This window comes from Mesorhizobium sp. CC13, assembly GCF_039907765.1.
In the GTDB taxonomy this organism is placed as follows: Bacteria; Pseudomonadota; Alphaproteobacteria; order Rhizobiales; family Rhizobiaceae; genus Aminobacter.
Genome location: NZ_JARDJI010000002.1, coordinates 278,663 through 299,584, shown reverse-complemented (window position 1 = coordinate 299,584; position 20,922 = coordinate 278,663). Strand labels below are relative to the sequence as shown.

Annotated in this window: 25 protein-coding genes; 16 read left to right on the top strand and 9 right to left on the bottom strand. The window is 65.1% G+C overall.

The features are described 5' to 3' along the window. Positions 1-17: 17 nt before the first annotated feature. The 6 genes from PV773_RS04515 to PV773_RS04490 all read right to left on the bottom strand — a co-directional run bounded on the left by PV773_RS04515 (position 18) and on the right by PV773_RS04490 (position 6,538). Positions 18-1,196, bottom strand: coding sequence for an NAD(P)/FAD-dependent oxidoreductase (locus PV773_RS04515; RefSeq protein WP_347965190.1), 1,179 nt, complete (start codon positions 1,194-1,196; stop codon positions 18-20). A gap of 98 nt (positions 1,197-1,294) precedes the next feature. After that, positions 1,295-2,026, bottom strand: coding sequence for a dienelactone hydrolase family protein (locus PV773_RS04510; protein WP_347965189.1), 732 nt, complete (start codon positions 2,024-2,026; stop codon positions 1,295-1,297). Between the two features lie 68 nt (positions 2,027-2,094). Next, the gene (locus PV773_RS04505) at positions 2,095-3,405 is read right to left on the bottom strand and encodes an MFS transporter (RefSeq protein WP_347965188.1); all 1,311 of its coding nucleotides are present in this window, start codon (positions 3,403-3,405) and stop codon (positions 2,095-2,097) included. Further along, positions 3,402-4,079, bottom strand: coding sequence for a FadR/GntR family transcriptional regulator (locus tag PV773_RS04500; RefSeq protein ID WP_347965187.1), 678 nt, complete (start codon positions 4,077-4,079; stop codon positions 3,402-3,404). Before PV773_RS04500 ends, PV773_RS04505 begins: the two co-directional genes overlap by 4 nt. Positions 4,080-4,175: 96 nt before the next feature. After that, the gene (locus PV773_RS04495) at positions 4,176-4,871 is read right to left on the bottom strand and encodes a hypothetical protein (RefSeq protein WP_347965186.1); all 696 of its coding nucleotides are present in this window, start codon (positions 4,869-4,871) and stop codon (positions 4,176-4,178) included. A gap of 92 nt (positions 4,872-4,963) precedes the next feature. Further along, the gene (locus tag PV773_RS04490) at positions 4,964-6,538 is read right to left on the bottom strand and encodes a trimethylamine methyltransferase family protein (RefSeq protein WP_347965185.1); all 1,575 of its coding nucleotides are present in this window, start codon (positions 6,536-6,538) and stop codon (positions 4,964-4,966) included. 252 nt (positions 6,539-6,790) lie between these two features. On the opposite strand from PV773_RS04490, the gene PV773_RS04485 reads away from it, so the two are divergent. Next, a complete protein-coding gene (locus PV773_RS04485) occupies positions 6,791-7,489 on the top strand; it encodes a B12-binding domain-containing protein (protein WP_347965184.1) in 699 nt (232 codons plus the stop codon). A gap of 84 nt (positions 7,490-7,573) precedes the next feature. On the opposite strand, the gene PV773_RS04480 is transcribed toward PV773_RS04485, so the two are convergent. After that, positions 7,574-7,708, bottom strand: coding sequence for an entericidin EcnAB (locus PV773_RS04480; RefSeq protein ID WP_340038929.1), 135 nt, complete (start codon positions 7,706-7,708; stop codon positions 7,574-7,576). A 61-nt stretch (positions 7,709-7,769) separates the two neighbouring features. Between PV773_RS04480 and PV773_RS04475 the strand changes: the two genes are divergently transcribed. The 12 genes from PV773_RS04475 to PV773_RS04420 all read left to right on the top strand — a co-directional run bounded on the left by PV773_RS04475 (position 7,770) and on the right by PV773_RS04420 (position 16,966). Further along, on the top strand, positions 7,770-8,408 hold the full coding sequence (locus PV773_RS04475; RefSeq protein WP_347965183.1) for a DUF1638 domain-containing protein: 639 nt from the start codon (positions 7,770-7,772) through the stop codon (positions 8,406-8,408). 41 nt (positions 8,409-8,449) lie between these two features. Further along, entirely contained in the window at positions 8,450-9,025 is a 576-nt protein-coding gene (locus PV773_RS04470) for a DUF4893 domain-containing protein (protein ID WP_347965182.1), read from the top strand. 127 nt (positions 9,026-9,152) lie between these two features. Next, positions 9,153-9,812, top strand: a complete 660-nt coding sequence (locus PV773_RS04465) for an exopolysaccharide biosynthesis protein (protein ID WP_347965181.1) — start codon at positions 9,153-9,155, stop codon at positions 9,810-9,812. Positions 9,813-10,040: 228 nt separating this feature from the next. Continuing rightward, entirely contained in the window at positions 10,041-10,343 is a 303-nt protein-coding gene (locus PV773_RS04460) for a virulence factor (protein WP_340038925.1), read from the top strand. Further along, positions 10,336-10,944, top strand: a complete 609-nt coding sequence (locus tag PV773_RS04455; RefSeq protein ID WP_347965180.1) for a methylenetetrahydrofolate reductase C-terminal domain-containing protein — start codon at positions 10,336-10,338, stop codon at positions 10,942-10,944. The genes PV773_RS04460 and PV773_RS04455 overlap by 8 nt, the downstream gene beginning before the upstream one ends. After that, positions 10,941-12,041 (top strand): methylenetetrahydrofolate reductase, encoded by a 1,101-nt coding sequence (locus PV773_RS04450; protein WP_347965179.1) that lies wholly within the window; start codon positions 10,941-10,943, stop codon positions 12,039-12,041. Before PV773_RS04455 ends, PV773_RS04450 begins: the two co-directional genes overlap by 4 nt. A gap of 78 nt (positions 12,042-12,119) precedes the next feature. Then, the gene (locus PV773_RS04445) at positions 12,120-13,088 is read left to right on the top strand and encodes a methyltetrahydrofolate cobalamin methyltransferase (RefSeq protein WP_347965178.1); all 969 of its coding nucleotides are present in this window, start codon (positions 12,120-12,122) and stop codon (positions 13,086-13,088) included. Positions 13,089-13,315: 227 nt separating this feature from the next. Further along, positions 13,316-15,421, top strand: coding sequence for an ASKHA domain-containing protein (locus tag PV773_RS04440; RefSeq protein ID WP_347965177.1), 2,106 nt, complete (start codon positions 13,316-13,318; stop codon positions 15,419-15,421). Between the two features lie 196 nt (positions 15,422-15,617). Beyond that, positions 15,618-15,797: a hypothetical protein gene (locus tag PV773_RS04435; protein ID WP_347965176.1), complete on the top strand. Its 180-nt coding sequence runs from the start codon at positions 15,618-15,620 to the stop codon at positions 15,795-15,797. A gap of 164 nt (positions 15,798-15,961) precedes the next feature. Continuing rightward, positions 15,962-16,264, top strand: coding sequence for a hypothetical protein (locus PV773_RS04430; protein WP_347965175.1), 303 nt, complete (start codon positions 15,962-15,964; stop codon positions 16,262-16,264). Positions 16,265-16,404: 140 nt separating this feature from the next. Continuing rightward, positions 16,405-16,587 carry a hypothetical protein gene (locus PV773_RS04425; RefSeq protein WP_347965174.1) on the top strand — a complete coding sequence of 61 codons (183 nt, stop codon included), beginning with the start codon at positions 16,405-16,407 and terminating at the stop codon, positions 16,585-16,587. 76 nt (positions 16,588-16,663) lie between these two features. Continuing rightward, complete coding sequence (locus tag PV773_RS04420; protein WP_347965173.1) at positions 16,664-16,966, top strand: DUF1330 domain-containing protein; 303 nt, start codon at positions 16,664-16,666, stop codon at positions 16,964-16,966. 30 nt (positions 16,967-16,996) lie between these two features. On the opposite strand, the gene PV773_RS04415 is transcribed toward PV773_RS04420, so the two are convergent. After that, positions 16,997-17,896: a LysR substrate-binding domain-containing protein gene (locus PV773_RS04415; protein ID WP_347965172.1), complete on the bottom strand. Its 900-nt coding sequence runs from the start codon at positions 17,894-17,896 to the stop codon at positions 16,997-16,999. 223 nt (positions 17,897-18,119) lie between these two features. On the opposite strand from PV773_RS04415, the gene PV773_RS04410 reads away from it, so the two are divergent. The 3 genes from PV773_RS04410 to PV773_RS04400 all read left to right on the top strand — a co-directional run bounded on the left by PV773_RS04410 (position 18,120) and on the right by PV773_RS04400 (position 20,010). Next, positions 18,120-18,299: a hypothetical protein gene (locus PV773_RS04410; RefSeq protein ID WP_347965171.1), complete on the top strand. Its 180-nt coding sequence runs from the start codon at positions 18,120-18,122 to the stop codon at positions 18,297-18,299. Between the two features lie 314 nt (positions 18,300-18,613). Further along, the gene (locus PV773_RS04405) at positions 18,614-18,754 is read left to right on the top strand and encodes a hypothetical protein (protein ID WP_347965170.1); all 141 of its coding nucleotides are present in this window, start codon (positions 18,614-18,616) and stop codon (positions 18,752-18,754) included. A gap of 317 nt (positions 18,755-19,071) precedes the next feature. Continuing rightward, entirely contained in the window at positions 19,072-20,010 is a 939-nt protein-coding gene (locus PV773_RS04400) for a GlxA family transcriptional regulator (protein ID WP_347965425.1), read from the top strand. Positions 20,011-20,032: 22 nt separating this feature from the next. Here PV773_RS04400 and PV773_RS04395 read toward each other — a convergent pair whose 3' ends face one another. Next, a complete protein-coding gene (locus tag PV773_RS04395) occupies positions 20,033-20,875 on the bottom strand; it encodes a DUF1194 domain-containing protein (protein WP_347965169.1) in 843 nt (280 codons plus the stop codon). Positions 20,876-20,922 lie beyond the last annotated feature (47 nt).

Here is a 20,922-nt window from a genome sequence, read left to right as displayed (position 1 = left end):
TGGTCAAAAGAAAATTTTCAGACCGCCTGTCCGGCCACCCAGCCCGACGACCAGGCCCACTGGAAATTGTAGCCGCCGAGCCAGCCGGTGACGTCGACGACCTCGCCGATGAAATAGAGGCCGGGCACCGATTTGGCCTGCATGGTCTTCTGGTCGAGCACACGCGTATCGACCCCGCCGAGCGTCACCTCCGCCGTGCGGTAGCCCTCCGAACCGGCCGGCTTGATGCGCCACTGATTGACCGCTGCATCGACCGCCTTCAGGTGGGCGTCGTTGAGATCGGCGAGATTGCCATTGAAGCCGAGCCGCTCGGCGATTGTCTGGGCGAGCTTCCTGGGCAGATGTGCGGCAAGGACGGTCTGGACCGCCTGGCGACCGTTGGTACGCTTGGCCTCGCGCAAGAGGCCCGCGACGTCTGCTCCGGGGAGCATCGAGATCGCGATCTCGTCGCCCTCGCGCCAGTAGGACGAAATCTGCAGGATCGAAGGCCCGCTGATGCCGCGATGGGTGAACAGCATCGCCTCGGCAAAGCTCGCCTTGCCGCAGCCGACTTCGGCATCGACGGCGACGCCGGAGAGTGGGGCCAGCTTCGCAAGCGTGTTGGCGTCGAAGGTGAGAGGTACCAGCGCAGGCCGTGTCTCGACCACCGGCAGGCCGAACTGTTCCGCAATCTCATAGCCGAAGCCGGTCGCGCCCATCTTGGGGATCGATTTGCCGCCGCAGGCGACGACAAGCGACGAGCACCGAACCTTGCCGCCGGTCAGCGCAAGTTCGAAGCCGTCGCCGATCCGGCTGACGCCTTCGACCTTGGTGGCGAGCCGCATCTCGACACCGCCGTCGCGCATCTCGGTCACCAGCATGTCGATGATCTGGCGTGCCGAGCCGTCGCAGAACAGCTGGCCGAGCGTCTTCTCGTGATAGGCGATGCCGTAGCGCTCGACGAGACCGATGAAGTTTTTCTGGGTGTAGCGGCTCAGCGCCGAAATGCAGAAATGCGGGTTCTGCGAGAGAAAATGCTTCGGTGCGGCGTTGATGTTGGTGAAGTTGCAGCGGCCGCCGCCGGAAATTCGGATCTTTTCGCCCGGCGCAGCGGCATGGTCGACGATCAGCACCGAGCGGCCGCGCTTGCCGGCCTCGGCTGCACACATCATGCCGGCCGCGCCCGCGCCGATCACCACGACGTCGAATGATTGCATCAAGGCTTTCCACTGGTGAGATCGTCGACGCCCGGTTCAACCCGGGCGCATTTCGCCGGCCTGATAGCCGACCGCGGCGGAATTGGCAAAGCCGGCGGCTAGCCCAGCGTTTCGTCGAACAGCGTCAGCAGGCGCTTCCAGTGTCGTTCGGCGCCGGCGGCATCGTAGACGCCATGGTCGGGAACGCACCAGCCGTGCCCCATGCCGACATAGTTTTCGATGATGTGGTCGACGCCTGCAGAACGCAGTGCCTCGGCGAGCAACGCCGACTGTTCCGGTGGAAAACTGCCATCGACGCCGGCGGAACCGACATAGACGCGCGCCTTGAGCCGGGCCGCGTTGCGGTGCGGGCTATCGGGCGCGTCGCTGGCCAGATTGCCGCCATGGAAACTGGCCGCCGCAACGATGCGGTCCGGATGCGCGGCAGCCGCGTTCAGCGCCCGCGATCCGCCCATGCAGTAGCCGACCGTCCCGATCGGGCCGGATATGCCTTCGGCCGCTAGTGCTTCGATGAACGCGCCGGTATCGCGCATCGTCATCGCCTGGGTGGTGCCGCCGATCAGCGCGCGCAACTCGGCGCGGGTCTTCTCTTCGGCAAACGCGGTCTTGGCATCGAACGGGCCGTAGGCGCCAGCGCGATAGAACAGGTCCGGCACCAGCACTGCATAGCCCTGCCCTGCCAGGCGTTCGGCCATCTGGTCGAGCGCCGGACGCGGCCCGAAGGCATCCATGTAGAGGATGACGCCGGCGCGGGTTTTGTCGACGGACCTGAACAGCCCGGCCCCGGCAATGCCGTCCGGCGTGCTTATTTTGAACTCCCGCTTGGCCATGGCTGATCTCCTTCTGCTCGGCACAGCAGCAAAGATAGGGGCTTGTGCCCTTGCCGCAACGTTCGACGTCAGGGCAGGCTGGAGACGCGGATGGTCCTTGCGCCGACATGAAGGGCGCGGCCGGCCCCCATTCCCATGATGGCGGCGCCGAGCGCCAGCGCGACGAACAGGACCGCGGTGGCAGCAAAGCCGCCGGTCCAGCCGCGGATCAGCCCGACCAGCAGGGGGCCGAAGGCAGCGATCGTATAGCCGACGCCCTGCGCCATGCCGGACAGGTGGGCGGCGACATGCGCGTCCGGGGAACGCAGCACGATCAGTGTCATCGCCGCAGCGATGAGGCCACCCTGGCCGACGCCTTGAAGGACCGCCCAGCACAATACGGTCGAGGTGGGCGCAAAAAGTATGCCCAGCAGCGCGATCACCGCTGCCGCGACGAGCGCGACAGTGACCCCGCGCTGGTCCTTTCGGCGGATGGCGATGGACGGGACCGCCACGCAAGTGACCACCTGAGCCATCACAGACAGCGATACGATCGCGCCAGCGGTCGTGGCATCGAAGCCGCGCTCGCGCAGGATCGGTGCCAGCCAGCCGAAGACGCAATACGCGAGCGCCGACTGCAGGCCCATGAACAGCGTGACCTGCCAGGCCAGACGATCTCGCCAGAGCCCGACGACGCGGAAGCCGCTGTGGCTCGCCTGCCTGCGGCTGCCGAGTGCCTGCGGCGCCCAGACGAGCAGAACGGCGAATGCGGGCACCGCCCATGCGGCCAGTGCGCCGGACCAGGAGCCGGTCAGCCGGTGCTCGATGGGCAGGGTCAGCCCCGAGGCGGAGGCCGCCCCCGCGCAGAGGGCCATGGTGTAGAGGCCGGTCATCATCGCCGCCTTGTCAGGGAAGTCGCGCTTCACCAGGCCGGGCAGCAGCACGTTGCTGACCGCGATCGCCGCACCCGCCATGAAGCTCGCGACGAACAGCAGCGGCACCGAAGCGAGGCCGCGCAGCGCCGTTCCGGCTGTCAGCAGCATGAGTGCGGCAAGCAGCGTCCGCTCGGCACCGTAGCGCTGTGCCAGTTTCGGCGCCAAAGGGGCAAAGAGCCCAAGACACAGCACCGGCAGCGTCGTGAGCAGGCTGGCACCCGCGGTGGTCAGCCCTGTCGCCTGCATCACCTCGGGCAGCAGCACCGAAAGGCTGGAGAACAGCGGCCTGAGATTGAATGCGATCAGCACCAGGCTGGCGCCGAGGACGAATCGCGCGCCACCGCCATGCAACGCAGGCGGTTGCGGCTTGGGCAGGCTGTCCTCCACATCGATCAGTTGGTCGCCGAGGTCGTCGATGGCCACGGCGCGGGCCCGCGAATCGGGCTGGCGGAAGGTCTGGTTCATTGCGAAAGAAGCCGATCGAGTTCGAGAAGCACGGGCGCCATGAAGGCGCGGACGGCGGCAGCCGCCCGATCGGGATCGCCGGAGGCGACGCCGTCGACGATTGCCGCATGGGCCTGCACATCGGGCTCGGGAAGGTCGCTCTCGATCGTCGAGTGGATGGTTTCCGCGATGGCCGCCGTGAAGAAATCGTAGAGTTCGAGCATCGCACGATTGCCCGACGCCTCGACGATGAAGCGATGGAAGGCGATGTCGCGGCGGATGAAGGCCTCGCGTCCGCCATCGGCCACGGTTTCGCGCGCAGCAAGCAGGCCTCGCATCCTCTCGATGTCGGCCGGCACATGGCGCAAGGCCGCCAGGCGTGCTGCCTCCACGTCGAGCGCAGCGCGGGCCTCCCACTGGTCGCGCAGGCCTGAGCGCTTTATCCGGGCGAGCGCAGCAGCCGGGTCGACGGTCGAGCGCACATAGGTACCCGACCCCTGCCTGGTCTCCAGGAGCCCTTGCGAGACCAGCATCCGAACCGCCTCCCGCACCGTGCCGCGGCTGACCAAAAGCATGTCGGACAGCGCCGCCTCGTTCGGAATGCGGCTCCCCAAGGCCCAGCGACCGGCGGCGATCTCGGCTCGCAGGCTCTCGGCTGCACTATCGGCAAGATTGGTGCGAATGGCGGGTTGCATCGGCTCAATGATCAAATCATCTGATGACTTGACCATTAAGCCTGCCGGAAAGGTACGTCAATCGCCGCAAACGCACCGATTGTGCCAAACGAACTGCTACGATCGGAGGCCGGCAAAGCTCTTCATGTGGAAGGCCTGCACTGCCTCCGGATACCGATAGGCGAGACCTTGGGGACAAGCGTTGCGGTCCAGGCAACCACGACTGCGGCAAGCGCCACCCGCTGAAGCCCGCACATGCGCGAGGCAGTCTTCATACGCAAATCCGGATCCCGAATAGGCTCCCACCGGGCAGGATTTAAGGCAGGGTTTTCCAACACATAGATCGCAAAGATGAATCTGTTCGCGAACTTCCGGAGTTTCGACTTCGACATCGAACAGCAGCGCGCCGCGATAAGCGTGCCAAAGCCCGTATTCGGGATGCATGAGGATGCCGAGCGGTGAAGGCCGCAGTCCCTCGGCGCGCATCGCCCATTGCTGGAAGGGCAGATGCGGCCGGTCCGACGGCGAGGCGGCACGGGCGCCGAAGTCTTTCGCGACCTGTCCGATCACCTGTCGCGACCAGCTGTCCAGAGGGTTTTCGAAACCTGCCGGTTGGGTCTCCAGCCAGCGCTCGAAATGTCTCCAGGGCGCGGCTCCCGCCTGCCCTATCAACAGCAAGGATCTGGCCGGCTGCCCGGACGGGCCTGAGGGCGCATCCTCGCCGTCTTCAAAGACAAAACCGCCGCGCGGGATGAGCCCATGCTCGGCCAGCGCGGCGGCGATTTGTCCGGTCGGGCCGCCGTCGTCGGACATCACCCCTTCCGGTCCGGATCGGAGAATGCGCTCCGCCAGACTTCCTTGTGGATGATGTTGGCGACTTTAGCCCCGCCTGTAACGGGCTCCCTTCAAGTGAAGGCGTCGGGCATCGACTCCTTCTTCTTGGCGATGAAGTCCTTGAGGCCGTCGTCGATGCCCGGATCGAGATACGGTGCCTCATAGGTCTCGAGCCAGCGCCGGGCGAGCTCATTGGCACGCTGCGGTGCAGTCTTCTGGCCTTCGGCCAGCCACTGCTCGTAGGAATTGTTGTCGGCAATGCTGGAGCGGTAGAAGGCCGACTGGAAATTCGCCTGGGTGTGGTCGCAGCCGAGGAAGTGGCTGCCCGGACCAACCTGGCGGATGGCGTCCATCGCCTGGCCGTTCTCCGAAAGATCGACGCCTTCGGCAAGCTTCTGCTGCATGCCGAGCTGATCGATGTCCATCATGAACTTCTCGTAGCAGGAGGCGAGACCGCCCTCGAGCCAACCGGCCGAGTGCAGCACGAAGTTCGTGCCGGCGAGCAGCGTCGAATTGAGCGTGTTGGCGCTTTCATAGGCCGCCTGCGCGTCCGGAACCTTCGAAGCGCACAGCGAGCCGCCGGTACGGAACGGCAGGCCGAGACGGCGGGCAAGCTGGGCCGCGCCGTAGGACACCAAGGACGGCTCCGGCGTGCCGAAGGTCGGCGCACCCGACTGCATCGAGATCGACGAGGCGAAGGTGCCGAACAGCACCGGCGCGCCTTTGCGGATCAGCTGCGTGAACGAGGCGCCGGCCAGCACTTCGGCCAGCACCTGCGTCAGCGTGCCGGCCACCGTCACGGGGCTCATGGCGCCGGCGAGGATGAACGGGGTGACGATGCAGGCCTGGTTGTGCCGGGCGTAGACCTTGGCCGCGCCCAGCATGGTCTCGTCGAAGACCATCGGCGAATTGGCGTTGATCAGGCTGGTCAGCACCGTGTTGTTCTCGACGAAATCGTCGCCGAACACGATCTTGGCCATCGAGATGGTGTCTTCGGCGCGTTCGGGGGCCGTGACCGAGCCCATGAACGGCTTGTCCGAATAGCGGATGTGCGAATAGATCATGTCGAGATGGCGCTTGTTCACCGGTACGTCGACCGGTTCGCACACCGTGCCGCCCGAATGGTGGATCGACGGCGCCATGTAGGCCAGTTTCACGAAGTTGCGGAAGTCCTCGATCGTCGCATAGCGGCGGTTGCCGTCGAGGTCGCGCACGAAGGGCGGGCCGTAGACCGGCGCGAACACCGTGCCATTGCCGCCGATCTGCACCGACCGCTCGGGATTGCGCGCATGCTGGGTATAGATGGAGGGCGCGGTCTTCAGCAGTTCGCGGCACAGCCCCTTGGGGAAGTGAACCCGCTCGCCCTTGACGTCGCAGCCGGCTTCTTTCCAGAGCTGCAGCGCCTCGGCGTCGTCGCGGAACTCGATGCCGATTTCTTCGAGCACGGTGTCGGCGTTCTTTTCGATGAGGGCGAGGCCCTCTTCGTCGAGCACCTCGTATACCTTCACCTTGCGGCGGATGTAGGTCAGCTGGGTGCCCGGGCCGCCGCCGCTGCGAGCCGCGCGCCGCGCGGCCGCTCCGCCCCGGTCGCCGCGCCCCCGCCTGCCGCCTGCCTGCTCTTGATCGAGTGACGGGTTCTCGCTCATGATCGTTTCTTCCCTGAATCCGTTTTGCACCGCCCTCGGCGGCTCCTTGCCGGATCGTAGCCAAGCACCCTTAGCGAAACGGCTTGTCAGCGCCAAGAGCTGTCGCAAATTCGACAAGAAATCCGCGAGATTGTCAGTCGCTTTCGTCTTGCAGGAAGTCGCAAATCAGCTATGGATTTGCGGCGCTTACAAGCTAGGTATAGCGCGATAGCCGCACGCCGCTGATTGGCCTGCCCGAGGGAGCCCCCAAAGATGTCCGACGACGAAATCATCCTCTCCGAGCTTTCCGACGACGAACTCGTGCAGCAGATGCACGACGACCTCTATGACGGGCTCAAGGAGGAAATCGAGGAAGGCACCAACATCCTGCTGGAGCGCGGCTGGGAGCCTTATAAGGTCCTGACCGAGGCGCTGGTCGAAGGAATGCGCATCGTCGGCGAGGACTTCCGCGACGGCATCCTGTTCGTGCCGGAAGTGCTGCTCTCGGCCAACGCGATGAAGGCCGGCATGTCGATCCTGCGCCCGCTGCTCGCCGCCACCGGCGCGCCAAAGCAGGGCAAGCTCGTGATCGGAACGGTCAAGGGCGACATCCACGACATCGGCAAGAACCTCGTCGGCATGATGATGGAAGGTGCCGGCTTCGACGTCATCGATCTCGGCATCAACAACCCGGTCGAGAACTACCTGGCCGCCATCGAGGAGCATCAGCCCGACATCATCGGCATGTCGGCGCTGCTGACCACCACCATGCCCTACATGAAGGTGGTCATCGACACGATGAAGGAAAAGGGCATCCGCGACGACTATGTCGTGCTCGTCGGCGGTGCCCCGCTCAACGAAGAGTTCGGCAAGGCCGTCGGTGCCGACGCGTATTGCCGCGACGCCGCGGTCGCCGTCGAAACCGCCAAGGACTACATGAAGCGCAAGCACAACCTGCGCGCTTCCGCCTGATCTGCCATCAGCGAAAAAGGGCCGCGCCTTGCAGCGCGGTCCTGCCGTCACGATCTAAACGAGAATGGCGCGTCGCGGCCGAAACTAATTGACCGTGTCCTCGATGGCGTTGGCGGTGCCCTTTACGTCCTTGCCGACGCCGCGAATTGTGTTGGCGCAGGAGGCGAGCGCGAGCGCGCAGGCGATGACGACGATCGGTGCCAGACGTGACAGTTTCATGGACGGTGTCTCCCTCATTCTGTAGATTCGCCCCTGAACCCCACCCCGCAGAACCGTTTGCATGGGCACGCCGCGAACACAACAACGGAAATCTGCCGACAAGCTGCTGGTCATAGGCTGCGGCATGATCGCGCGCGAGATTCTGGCGGTCAAGCAGCAGTTGGGTCTGGAACACCTCGAGCTGACCTGCCTGCCCGCCGAGTTCCACTTTCATCCCGACCGCATCGCCCCTGCGATGGACAAGGCGATCGCCGAGGCGAAGGCCGAGGGCTACGCGCACATCTATGTCGGCTATGCCGATTGCGGCACCGGCGGCCTGCTCGACCGCGTCTGCGAGAAGCATGGCGTCGAACGCATCGCCGGCCCGCACTGCTTCGCCTTCTATCAAGGCGCCGCGGCCTACGCCCAGGTCGCCGACGCCGACATGATGTCGTTCTACATGACCGACTTCCTTTGCCGGCAGTTCGAGGCATTCTTCATCAGGCCGCTCGGCCTCGACCGGCATCCCGAACTGGTCACCGACTACTTCGGCAACTACGAGAAGCTGATCTATCTCGCCCAGACCGACGACCCGGCGCTCGACAAAGTGGCCGAGGACGCAGCGAAGATGCTCGGGCTCGTCTACGAGCGCCGGGCCACGGGCTATGGCGACATGCCCTCGGCCCTTGCCAAGGCGGCCTCGAACGCCGCAGATCAATAGGGCGTCCGATTCCCCTGGACCGGGCGCCAGGGGAGAATCCGATGATCGTTCGCAAACTCGCGCTCGCCGCCCTTCTGTCGCTGTCCGCCGCCACAGCCCTGGCCGACGGCGTGGTGCAGAAGCTGATGACGCCGGCAGACAAGGCCAGGCTGGAGACGTACGACGCCACCCGCAAGGAAGCGCTTCAGGAGGCCAAGGCCGGCCTGGCGCGCGAAGTCGCCATCCTCGATGCGATCGTGTCGAAGAAGCCCGTGTCCTTTTCCGATTTCGACATGACCGGCGCCTGGCAATGCCGCACCGTCAAGGCGGGCGGCATCGGCGAACTCGTCGTCTATGACTGGTTCCGCTGCCGGGTCAGCGACGACGGCTCCGGCTGGATGCTGGAGAAGCTCAGTGGATCGCAGCGGACGAAAGGCCGTTTCTACACCGACGGCGACACCCGCCTGATCTATCTCGGCTCCGGCTTCGTCGCCGGTGAAAAGCCGGCGGCCTATGGCAAGGGCCCCGACACGGACCAGGTCGGCTATGCCTTCCGCACCGGACCGAGCGCGTGGCGGATCGAGTTCCCTGCCCCCGACTACGAATCCAAGCTCGACATCCTGGAATTTCGCCGCTGACGTTGCAATCGGCGCGCGGCGGCATCACATTGCTGCCTTCAGGCGTCATCAAGGATTAACCTGGCGGTCGCACACTGCGATGGGGACGGCGCGTCGAGAGGCGTGCCGCAGCTGGGCGAAAGGGTTCATGAAGCAGCACATGGACGGCTTCGAGGGGGGAGAGATCGATGCCGCACCGCGTCGGCGGCGCGGGCGTCGGCTTTCGGAAATATTCGCCCAGCTCGCACATGACGCCAAGGACCAGGTTTCGATCGGCGACATCCGCGACACGCTCGGCAAGCGCAGCTTCGCGCCGCTTCTGGTGTTGTTCGCAGCCTTCAACTTGCTTCCACTCCCTCCCGGCGCCTCGGCGGTTCTGGGACTTCCGCTGCTGATCGTGGCCGCCCAGATGACCTTCGGCAGCAGTCGGGCCTGGCTGCCGAGCTTCATCACCAGGCGCTCGCTCAGCGCAGAACAGTTCCGCATAGTCACCGACTGGATCATCCCGCGGCTCATCCGCCTCGAGGAAGTGGTCCGGCCGCGCTACTGGCCGTTCTGGCGCCGGCAGGGCGACCGGGTGATCGGCTTCATCGCGCTCATCCTGTCGGTCTCGATCACCCTGCCGATACCGCTCGGCAATTGGTTGCCCGCCTTCGCCACCGCCTTGCTGGGGTTGGCGCTGTCGGAACGGGACGGCATCCTGTTTGCCGTCGGCAGCGTCGTCGGCGCGGCATCGCTGGCCGTCATCGGAGTGGTCGTTGGCGGAGCCGGTTTCGCCACGCACGCCTTCCTTGCCTGGCTGGGGTGAGCCGCTCCTCGGGCTCCGCCCACCCGCGGCACACATGCTTCTCCTTCCCAATCGCCTGCGCCTTCACGGCAAAATCCAACGCGACGGATTCGGCTCCGCCCGAACCGCCGTCGCACGTCCTCTTCGCGACACCGACACACGTCGCTTTTGAATGCGCGCGCGTCGTCCCATAACAAGCGGCACCCCAATGGTTGCGGCAATGCTCAACACACTGAAAGCGAGACTGAAATGGCCGATCTCATCATCGTCTACTGGCGCGACATCCCCGCACAGGTGATCGTCAAGAAAGGCCGGCAGAACGCCAAGCGCGAACTGCCACTGCGTTTCACGGAGGCGATCGACATGTGTGCGATGCGCACGGGCGCCGGCGACACCGATGCCTATCTGGCGGAGTGGCGCAAGGCCGATCCCGTCCCGGTCGGGGACGACCTCGAGGCCGAGGCCGAGAAGGCGATGGCGGAGCTCGATGCGAAATTCACCCGGGAGCGGCTGGTCGCTCTCGTCAAGGCAGGCGGCAAGGACGATGGTTGACACTCAGCCGAAAACCAACTCGACGGCACACCCCGTCGTCACCCAGGCGACGCTGGTCAAGAAAGCTGCGCCCAAGAGCGACTACAAGCCTGCGGACGTGTCGCCGCAGCGGCGCGTCCAGCGCAGCTACACCGTGCGGCTCTGGTCCGTACGCCATTCGCGCCTTCTCGAGTGGTTCTACGGCCGCTTCGCCGACGCCTTCCTGACGCTTCATCCGCTGTGGAAGAAGATCGGCTACGGCCGCGTCGAGGCCCCCGTGAAATTCGTCGAGAAACACGTCAAGGGCTTCATGTTCGACTGTCGCATGTGCGGCCAGTGCGTGCTGTCCTCGACCGGCATGTCGTGCCCGATGAACTGCCCGAAGCAGTTGCGCAACGGCCCCTGCGGCGGCGTCCGCGCCAACGGCAATTGCGAGGTCGAGCCCGACATGCCCTGCGTCTGGGTGAAGGCCTGGGAGGGCTCGCGCAACATGACCCACGGCGACGCCATCCTCAACGTCCAGAAGCCGGTCGACCAGTCGCTGCGCGAAACCTCGGCTTGGCTGCGGGTTACGGCCCAGGCGGCTGCCGCCAGCGAAGCCGCAACGAAGGAAGTCGCATGACCCCGCCTCGCCCGCGCCACCCCGACGAGAATCCCGAGGGCATCGAACTGCCGCTCGATCCCCTGCCCGGCCATTCGTCGCGTGGACGCCTCGAGCGCGTGCTTCGTCGCGGCGAGTTCGCCGTGACCACGGAGCTCAATCCACCCGACAGCGCCAATCCGCAGGACGTCTACGAGCGGGCGAAGATCTTCGACGGCTGGGTCGACGGCATCAACGCGGTCGATGCCTCCGGCGCCAACTGCCACATGTCTTCGGTCGGCATCTGCGCACTGCTCACCCGCATGGGCTACGCGCCCATCATGCAGATCGCCTGTCGCGACAAGAACCGCATCGCCATACAGGGCGACGTCCTTGGAGCGGCCGCCATGGGTGTCGCCAACATCCTCTGCCTCACCGGCGACGGCGTGCAGGCCGGCGATCAGCCGGGCGCCAAGCCGGTATTCGACCTCGACTCCATGTCGCTGCTCGAAACCATCCGCATCATGCGCGACAACGGCAAGTTCCTGTCGGGCCGCAAGCTGACCACGCCGCCGCAGCTCTTCCTGGGCGCGGCCGTCAATCCCTTTGCCCCGCCCTACGATTTCCGGCCCATCCACCTGGGCAAGAAGATCGCCGCCGGCGCCCAGTTCGTGCAGACCCAGTACTGCTTCGACGTGCCGATGTTCAAAACCTTCATGCAGAAGGCGCGCGACCTCGGCTTCACCGAAAAGGTCTTCGTCCTCTGCGGCGTGGGCCCGCTGGCTTCGGCGAAGACCGCCAAGTGGATCCGTTCCAACGTGCCGGGCATCCATATCCCTGACGCCGTCATCAAGCGGCTCGAAGGCGCCCAGGACCAGAAGAAGGAAGGCAAGCAGCTCTGCATCGACATCATCAACGAGGTGAAGGAAATTCCCGGCGTTTCGGGCGTCCACGTCATGGCGTATCGCCAGGAGGAATATGTAGCCGAGATCGTCGATGAATCGGGCGTGCTCAAGTCGCGCAGCCCATGGAGGCGCGAAGCGCGCGCCGACGACCAGATCGTTGCCGATCGGCTCGACCACCTGCTGCACGACGATGTGACCGAGTCCCAGGTCGAGATGGTGAAATCCGCGCATTGACGCCCCCGGGCGACCTTCGCGCTTGAACTAAAACAGATAACGATATAAAGAAATCTTTATATCTCACGGAGAGGATTCATGACCCGCACGATCGTTGCCTCGGCAACCAAGGAAATCATCATCGGCTTCGATCAGCCCTTCTGCGTGATCGGCGAGCGCATCAATCCCACCGGCCGCAAGAAGCTGGCGGCCGAGATGGTTGCCGGCAACTTCGAGACCGTCATCAAGGACGCACTCGAACAGGCCGCGGCCGGCGCCACCATGCTGGACGTCAATGCCGGCGTGACCGCCGTCGACCCCAACGCGACCGAGCCGGCGCTCCTGGTCCAGACTCTCGAGATCGTCCAGGGCCTCGTCGACCTGCCGCTGTCGATCGACAGCTCCGTGACGGCAGCCATCGAGGCGGCGCTCAAGGTCGCCAAGGGCCGCCCGCTGGTCAACTCCGTCACCGGCGAGGAAGAGAAGCTCGAGGCCATCCTGCCGCTGGTCAAGAAGTACAACGTGCCGGTCGTCGCCATCTCCAACGACGAGACCGGCATCTCGATGGACCCGGACGTCCGCTTCGCGGTTGCCAAGAAGATCGTCGAGCGTTGCGCCGACCACGGCATTCCCGCCCATGACGTCGTCGTCGACCCGCTGGTCATGCCGATCGGCGCGCTTGGCGACGCCGGCCGCCAGGTGTTTGCGCTGCTGCGCCGCCTGCGCGAGGAGCTCAAGGTCAACACCACCTGCGGCCTGTCGAACATCTCCTTCGGCCTGCCGCACCGTCACGGCATCAACTCCGCCTTCATCCCGATGGTGATCGGCGCAGGCATGACGTCCGCCATCATGAACCCCTGCCGCCCTCAGGAGATGGAGGCGGTGCGCGGCGCCAACGTGCTCAACGGCACCGACGAGCACTGCACCACCTGGATCAAGACCTACAAGGACTACAAGCCGGGCGAGCACGCAGCGCCTGCGCCCGTCGCCGTGACATCGCCGACCGACGGCGGAGCCGCAGGCGGACGCCGCCGCGGCGGCCGCGAGGCCCGGATGGCAAGGGGATGATCGGATAAGCCTGTGCTCTACGTCGCCCACCTCGGTCCTGCCGGACATCTCCCCCGCAAGCGGGGAGATCAGGCGGCCGCTTTGTCGTCGTTTCTCCTGAAACCTCGGCAAATGAGGTGGGGCGGCAGTGAAATCCAGTCTCCCCCCTTGTGGGTGAGATGTCCGGCAGGACAGAGAGGGGCGCCATCGAGCAGCGCCCCTGAATGCATTTCGGAAAGCAGCATGCCATGAACTCTCCCGCCAACATCACAGATCCGCTGGTCCTCTTCATGCCCTCGGGCAAGCGCGGCCGGTTCCCGGTGGGAACGCCAGTGCTCGACGCCGCACGCCAGCTCGGCGTCTATGTCGAAAGCGTGTGCGGCGGGCGCGCCACCTGCGGCCGCTGCCAGATCGAGGTGCAGGAAGGCAATTTCGCCAAGCACAAGATCGTGTCGTCGCTCGACCACATCTCGCCCAAGGGCCCGAAGGAGGAGCGCTATGAGCGCGTCCGCGGCCTGCCCGAGGGACGCCGCCTCTCCTGCTCCGCCACGATCCAGGGCGACCTCGTCATCGACGTGCCGCAGGACACGGTCATCAACGCCCAGGTGGTGCGCAAGGCCGCGACCGACCGCGTCATCGAGCGCAACGCCGCCGTCCAGCTCTGCTACGTCGAGGTCGAGGAACCCGACATGCACAAGCCGCTCGGCGACCTCGACCGGCTGAAGGCGGCTCTCGAGAAGGACTGGGGCTGGAAGGACCTGCTGATCGCCCCCCACCTCATTCCTCAGATCCAGAAGATCCTGCGCACCAAGCTGCCCGACCAGCCCGAAGTCAGCCCCGGCAAGTGGGGAGTGACCGCGGTCGTCCACCGCGACATGGATACGTCGCGGCCCTTCATCATCGGTCTGTTCCCCGGTCTCAAGAACGAGGCCTACGGCATCGCCTGCGACATCGGCTCGACCACCATCGCGATGCATCTGGTATCGCTCTTGTCCGGCCGCATCGCCGCGTCCTCCGGCACGTCGAACCCGCAGATCCGCTTCGGCGAGGATCTGATGAGCCGCGTCTCCTACGTGATGATGAACCCCGACGGGCGCGAGGCCATGACCAAGGCCGTGCGCGAGGCGGTCAACTCGCTGATCGGCAAGGTCTGCGAGGAAGGCAACGTCGACCGCAACGACATCTACGACTGCGTCTTCGTCGCCAACCCGATCATGCACCATCTGTTCCTCGGCATCGATCCTACGGAACTCGGCCAGGCGCCGTTCGCGCTGGCCGTGTCGGGCGCGCTGCAGTTCTGGGCGCATGAGGTCGGCATCGAGGTTTCCCAGGGCGCCAGGCTCTACACCCTGCCCTGCATCGCAGGCCATGTCGGTGCCGACGCTGCAGGTGCCACGCTGTCCGAAGGCCCCTATCGCCAGGACAAGATGATGCTGCTTGTCGACGTCGGCACCAACGCCGAGATCGTGCTGGGCAACAGGAACCGCGTCGTCGCCGCCTCTTCCCCGACCGGTCCGGCCTTCGAAGGCGCCGAGATCTCGGGGGGCCAGCGCGCGGCGCCCGGCGCCATCGAACGCGTGCGCATCGACCCGGAAACCCTGGAACCGCGCTATCACGTGATCGGCACCGAGCAATGGTCGGACGAGGAAGGTTTCGACGAGGCCTCCTGGAAGACGGGCGTGACCGGCATCTGCGGCTCGGCGATCATCGAGGTCGTGGCCGAGATGTACCTGTCGGGCATCATCTCGGAAGACGGCGTCATTGACGGCGCGCTCGCCGCCAAGAGCCCGCGCATCATCCCGAACGGTCGTACCTTCTCCTACCTGCTGCGCGAAGGCCGCCAGGGCGAACCGCGCATCACCGTCACCCAGAACGACGTCCGCGCCATCCAGCTGGCCAAGGCGGCGCTCTATGCCGGCGTGAAGCTGCTCATGGAAAAGCAGGCCGTGGAGACGGTGGACACCATCCGCTTCGCCGGTGCTTTCGGCTCCTTCATCGACCCGAAATACGCAATGGTGCTCGGCCTCATCCCCGATTGCGACCTCGCCGAGGTCAAGGCGGTCGGCAACGCTGCCGGCACCGGCGCGTTGATGGCGCTGCTCAACCGCAACCATCGCCGCGAGATCGAAGTCGAGGTGGGACGCATCGAAAAGATCGAGACCGCACTCGAGCCGCATTTCCAGCAGCTCTTCGTCAACGCCATGGCTCTGCCCAACAAGGTCGATCCATTCCCCAAGCTCGCCGAGCAGGTCAAGCTGCCGCCGCGCAGGGCGGTCAGCGAAGGCGATGCCGACGCAGCCGCGCCGCGACGCCGCTCGCGCGAGGAACGCGCCGCCCGCCGCGTCCGCGACTGAGCGTTGAACGCAACGTCCGCACGGCAATTTTCGTGATATGATGGTGTTGCGGACGTGTTTCCGCAACGTAACTGTTCCACCAGCAGTTGCTGATGGAACGAAATCGATACGAAACAAGATCGAACTAAATTCCGATCATCGAACGCCGCCCGTGGGGCTGATGCCCGCACCGGCGGACGGATGAAAGGAAGACGTAATGTCGATCATGAGTACGATTGGCCGCTATGGTGCGGCCATCCGCAAGGCGCGTCGCGATGCCCAGATCGTCCGCTCGCTCAACCAGCTTCCGCCGGAAGTGCAGAAGGATATCGGTTGGCCTGCCCTTGAGGGCGAACCAAGGCGACAGCCCCGTTCGACCGTATTTCCCGGCCATTGAGCCAGAAAGCCTGCGACGCGTCTGTTTCAGTTTCGCTCTCGCAATGAAACACGCCTGCGTCGCAGCGCAATCAATTCGAAACAGAAACGAACATATTCTTCTGCCGGGTCGGCGAGGCATCAAGTCTTGCGTCGCGTCGCCGACCCTCAACCCGGGAGAAGCCCATGTCCATCATCGGTGAGTTCCACCAGTTTGGAGCCGTGCTTCGGCATGCGCGCCGCGACGGCCGTATCGAGGCGATGATGAACCGCCTGCCGCGTGAGTTGCAGATCGAGCTCGGCTGGATCGACGGACGCACTGCTCACGGCACCGGTGTCGCCGGCCAGGTCCACAAATATGGCCGCGTGGCCATGCTGATGGACGGGCTGCCGCTCGACATTCAGGCCGAACTCGGCTGGCCGGTAGGCCCGCTGGCTCCTGCATCGAATGTCATTGCGTTCGACCGGCGGAAAGCGCGCTGCGCATGACCTTCGCCGAAAAGGTCCGCATGCTGCCGCTTCGCCGTCACGGCGCCGGCCGGTCCGCCGCAACCGACCGGCGCCTGCTCGCCTCGCTCAAGCCGGCGTAGCCCACGCCTTTCCGGATTCCTGCATTGGACGGGGCCGAGATGCCAATCTTCGACGAAATCGGCCGCATACGCGCCGGCTACAATCAGGCTCGCCGCGCACGCCGGACGGCCCACATCATGAATGCACTGCCACCTGAGATCCAGCGCGACCTGGACTGGAACCCACCGCCGTCGCTCATGGCCAAGGTTTTCCGCTGGATGTCGGGTTCGATGCGGCGCTGAGCCCAGCCGCGCCGTTCATATCGGCATCGAAATCGGCTACCCTCATCGGCCTCGCGTTCACAAGGGAGGCGCTGCCATGGCTGCCTATCTCATCGCCGACGTCGACGTCACCGACGCCGCAGCTTTCGAGGAATACAAGCGCGAAGTCCCCGCCACTGAACAACGCTACGGCGGAAGATATCTCGGGCGCGGCGGGACGACCAAGGTCCTTGAAGGCGATTGGCAGCCGCACCGCCTCGTCATCGTCGAGTTCCCGGACATGGATTCGCTGATGCGCTGGTACGATTCGCCGGAGTACGGTCGACTGAAGGCGATCCGCGAACGCTGTTCCAGGACGAGGATCATCGCCTTGCAGGGTGTCGAAGCGATAGCCCTCTAGGCTGAGCGCCCGCTGCGCCCCGACGGTTGCCTAGAATTTGCCGGTCAGGTTGAACGCCTCGAAGGCTGCGCGGATGTGATCGGCCGCCGCCTTGACCGGGGCACTTGCTTCGGGCGCCACGATCATCGCCAGGCTGTAGTTGCCGATCTCGGGCATGCCGTCCTTGGGACCCAGTTCGACCAGTTCCTCGCCGAGGAAGGACTTGGGCAATGGTGCGACCGCCAGGTCGGAGAGGATCGCCGACCGCTGGCCGGCCGTATGCGCGCTCATATAGGCGACGCGATAATTGCGGCCCTCCCGGCCCAGCGCCTCGAGCGCCCCTGCCCGCCACGCGCAGCCCTCCTCCCACAGCGACACGGGCAGCGGCTCGCGCATGTGGGCGCAGCCGCCCTTGGCGCCGGCCCAGACGATCGGCTCGGTCAGGAGCACTTCGCTGCCGGCAGCCACCGCCTTGCAAGAATTGGTCAAAAGCGTGATGTCGAGCGCGCGATCGTCCATGCGGCGCCTGAGATTGCTGCTTTGATCGATGACGACGTCGACGGCGATCGCCGGATGCGTCTGCGCGAAGCGCTTGAGCACATGCGGCAGCACGCGTTCGCCAAAATCGTCGGGCGAGCCCAGCCTCACCACGCCGACGATGTCGGGAATGATGAACTTCGACACTGCCTCGCGGTTGATCGCCAGCAGGCGGCGCGCATAGCCAAGCAGCATCTCGCCATCCGTGGTGAGCGACACCGAGCGGGCGTCACGCGCGAAGACGGAGCGGCCGAGGATGTCCTCGAGCTTCTTGATCTGCATCGAGACGGCCGAAGGCGTGCGGAACACGGCGTTCGCGGCCGTGGTGAAGCTGCCAGTCTCGGCGATCGCCACAAAGGTGCGGAGCACATCCAGGTCGAGCAAGGGCAGCGGGTGATTGAGTGGCGCGTTCATGAACTCGTCCTTCAATATTTCTGATCGAAGCCATCATTTCATTTCGTTTGATTGAACCTCATCGGCGAGCGATAGTCAACACCGTCAAAGCAAGCCCAACAGCCGCTTTGAAACGCTCGGAAACGTAGGCGCGGATTGCGCAAGACGGTTCGAAACCAGCGGTGCCCACCGGGCGAGCACCTCAAGCCGGCCTTGACCCGGCTCAGCAGGAAAGGAAGCCGCAATGTCCATTCTCTCGACCATCGGGCGCCTCGCCGCAGAGTTCAACGCAACCCGTGCCCGCTACCTGACCGAACGCTCGATCCGCTCGCTGCCGCTCGAACTGCAGAAGGACATCGGCTGGCCGGAGGTCGCCGATCCCCGCACCGGCTATCGCCGCGGTCGCAGCGGAGAACTGGCCTGACGCAACTGGAAGGGAGCTGTCGCAGATGGAACCGACCTGCCCCTTCCGTGATGCCTGAGCGCACCGTGGGGAACCGTCCATGATGGGCGGCAAATGCCTGCAGAAGCGGGCTTCGGGCCTCCTGTGGTAGCGGACAGCACTCCGCGACGGTCGCAGGCAGCGCACGTCGCAATCCGGCGTCGCTTTTGAGATGAAGCGTTTCGCATTCGCTGCATTCCGCGCTGCAGACAACCACTATATCCGCCTCGTCAAACGAGTTGCCCCACTCCAGAGCGCGAAGGCACCCGTATCAGCCTGATGCATGGAGATCTGTCATGAAGATGTTCGCCCGCCTTTTCGGCCGCCGCCGCCAAGCCGCCCTGTCCACCGCGATCGAGAGGGACCGCCTCGCGCGCACGATGCCCGGCCAGACCGCGGCACTGGCTGCCAATCGGCTCGGCATGCTGGTCGGCTGACCGATCCGGTCCGTCACTCCCGCGGGCCGAGATACTTGACCGCCCTCCGGACAGTCCGGAGCGGCGGTTTGTTTTATTGGGCGGCGGCCATACAAACGCCCACATCTCATAGCCCCGACCGGCTCGCTGCGGCCATGTCGCAGATTTAATTTTAGCGACAGCTTCAAACCCATTGACAGCAAGGGAATTTGCTGTTGTCGCTATGCTATTCGCGACATCAGGTTCGCGCCGTTTCAGGTCAGCGTGAGGGTTCCTTGAACGCCATCAAACATCCGATCAAAAGATCGCTTGTGTTCTTCCTCGTCCCCGACTTCACCATGGTCGCCTTCGCGACGGCTCTCGATCCGCTGCGCATCGCCAACCGCATGCTCGGCTACGAAGCCTACAAATGGCGGCTCGCGAGCATCGACGGCAAGGGCGTGCGCGCCTCCAACGGCGTGGAATGCGCGGTCACCTCCTCGCTCGAGGAGGAGCGCAGGAAGATGTCCGGGCCGGAGCGCCCGTCCATGGTCATCGTCTGCACCGGCATCAATGTCGAGACCTACAGCAACAGGTCGGTCTTCGCCTGGCTGCGCGAGGAGTACAACCGCGGCGTCGCCGTGGGCGGGCTCTGCACGGGGGCCTACGTGCTCGCCAATGCGGGTCTGCTCTCCAACAAACGCTGCGCCATCCACTGGGAGAACCTGCCGGGCTTCTCCGAGGCCTTCCCCAAGGCCAATGTCTACGCCGACCTCTTCGAGGTGGACCAGAACATCTACACCTGCGCCGGCGGTACCGCAGCACTCGACATGATGCTCAAGCTGATCGGCGACGATTTCGACGACAACCTGGTCAACCGGGTGTGCGAACAGGTGCTGACCGACCGCGTGCGCAGCCCGACCGACCGCCAGCGCCTGCCGCTCAGGGCGCGGCTCGGCGTGCAGAACTCCAAGGTGCTCACCATCATCGAACTGATGGAGGCAAATCTGTCCGAGCCTCTGTCGCTGATCGAGATCGCCGATCATGTCGGCCTGTCGCGGCGGCAGATCGAACGCCTGTTCCGCACCGAGATGGGCCGCTCTCCCGCCCGCTACTATCTGGAGATCAGGCTCGACCGCGCCCGCCACCTGCTGATCCAGTCGTCGATGCCGGTCGTCGAAGTGGCCGTCGCCTGCGGCTTCGTCTCGGCGTCGCACTTCTCGAAATGCTATCGGGAACTCTACGCGCGCTCGCCCCAGCAGGAACGGATCGACCGCAAGCAGCTCATCGCCGCCTAGCAGGATCCCCCGACCGGGTTCGTCATCTGCTGTCCCAGAGCCACGACCGGTCGCGCCAGAGCTTCTCGCCGATGAGGCAGTCGAACTTGGGCTGCGCCTGAGCCAGCAGCACGGGCGGGTTGGCCGCCTCCTCGGCCGCCCGCTGAGGCGAATCCGGGCCGGCCAACTCCAGCACGAGCTTGCGGCGAACGGCTTCGGGGAACTGGTTCCAGTCATTGACCGGAATCATGAACGCGCCCGGCCCGCCGATCACGCAGTCGGCGTAGTAACGGTCGAGATCCTCGACATCGTAGGCACTGCCGAAGCCGCCATTGGTCATCAGCGGCAACCCGTTGATGGTGATGCCCTGGGCCACCACGCCGTCGCGGATGATGTCGACCGGCGGGCCCTGGTTGTTGGGACCGTCTCCCGAGATGTCGATCACCCGCTTGGCGCTGCGGAACGCGCTTTCGGCGAAAAGGTCGCTGCCGAATTCGAGCGCGCTCGAGATCGACGTGCGCCGGGCGCTGTTGGGTGGCTTGGCGGTAAGCTGCTGCACCACCCGCTCGGCATCCGCGCGGTTGGCAATGACCGTCCACGGCACGATGACGACCTGGGAAGTCGACCCGGCCCATTCGACATAGGTGACCGCGATCTTGCCGTAGGCACCCTCGGCGATTGCCTCCAGCACCCGTTCATGGGTAAGGGCCGCAGCGTAGCCGTGGCGCTGGATCTCGAGTTCGTCCGGAGACATGGAGAGCGAGACGTCGACCGCCAGGACCAGTTCGACGTCAACCTGTTCGGCGCCAGCGGATTGCGGCGCCAACCCAAGCACCAGCGCCATCGCGGCACTGCCTGCGACAAGAGCTTGAGCCACAGCAGACATTTCCTGAGGGTAAGCGAGAATCGGTGGCTTCAAAAGAAAAGCCCGGG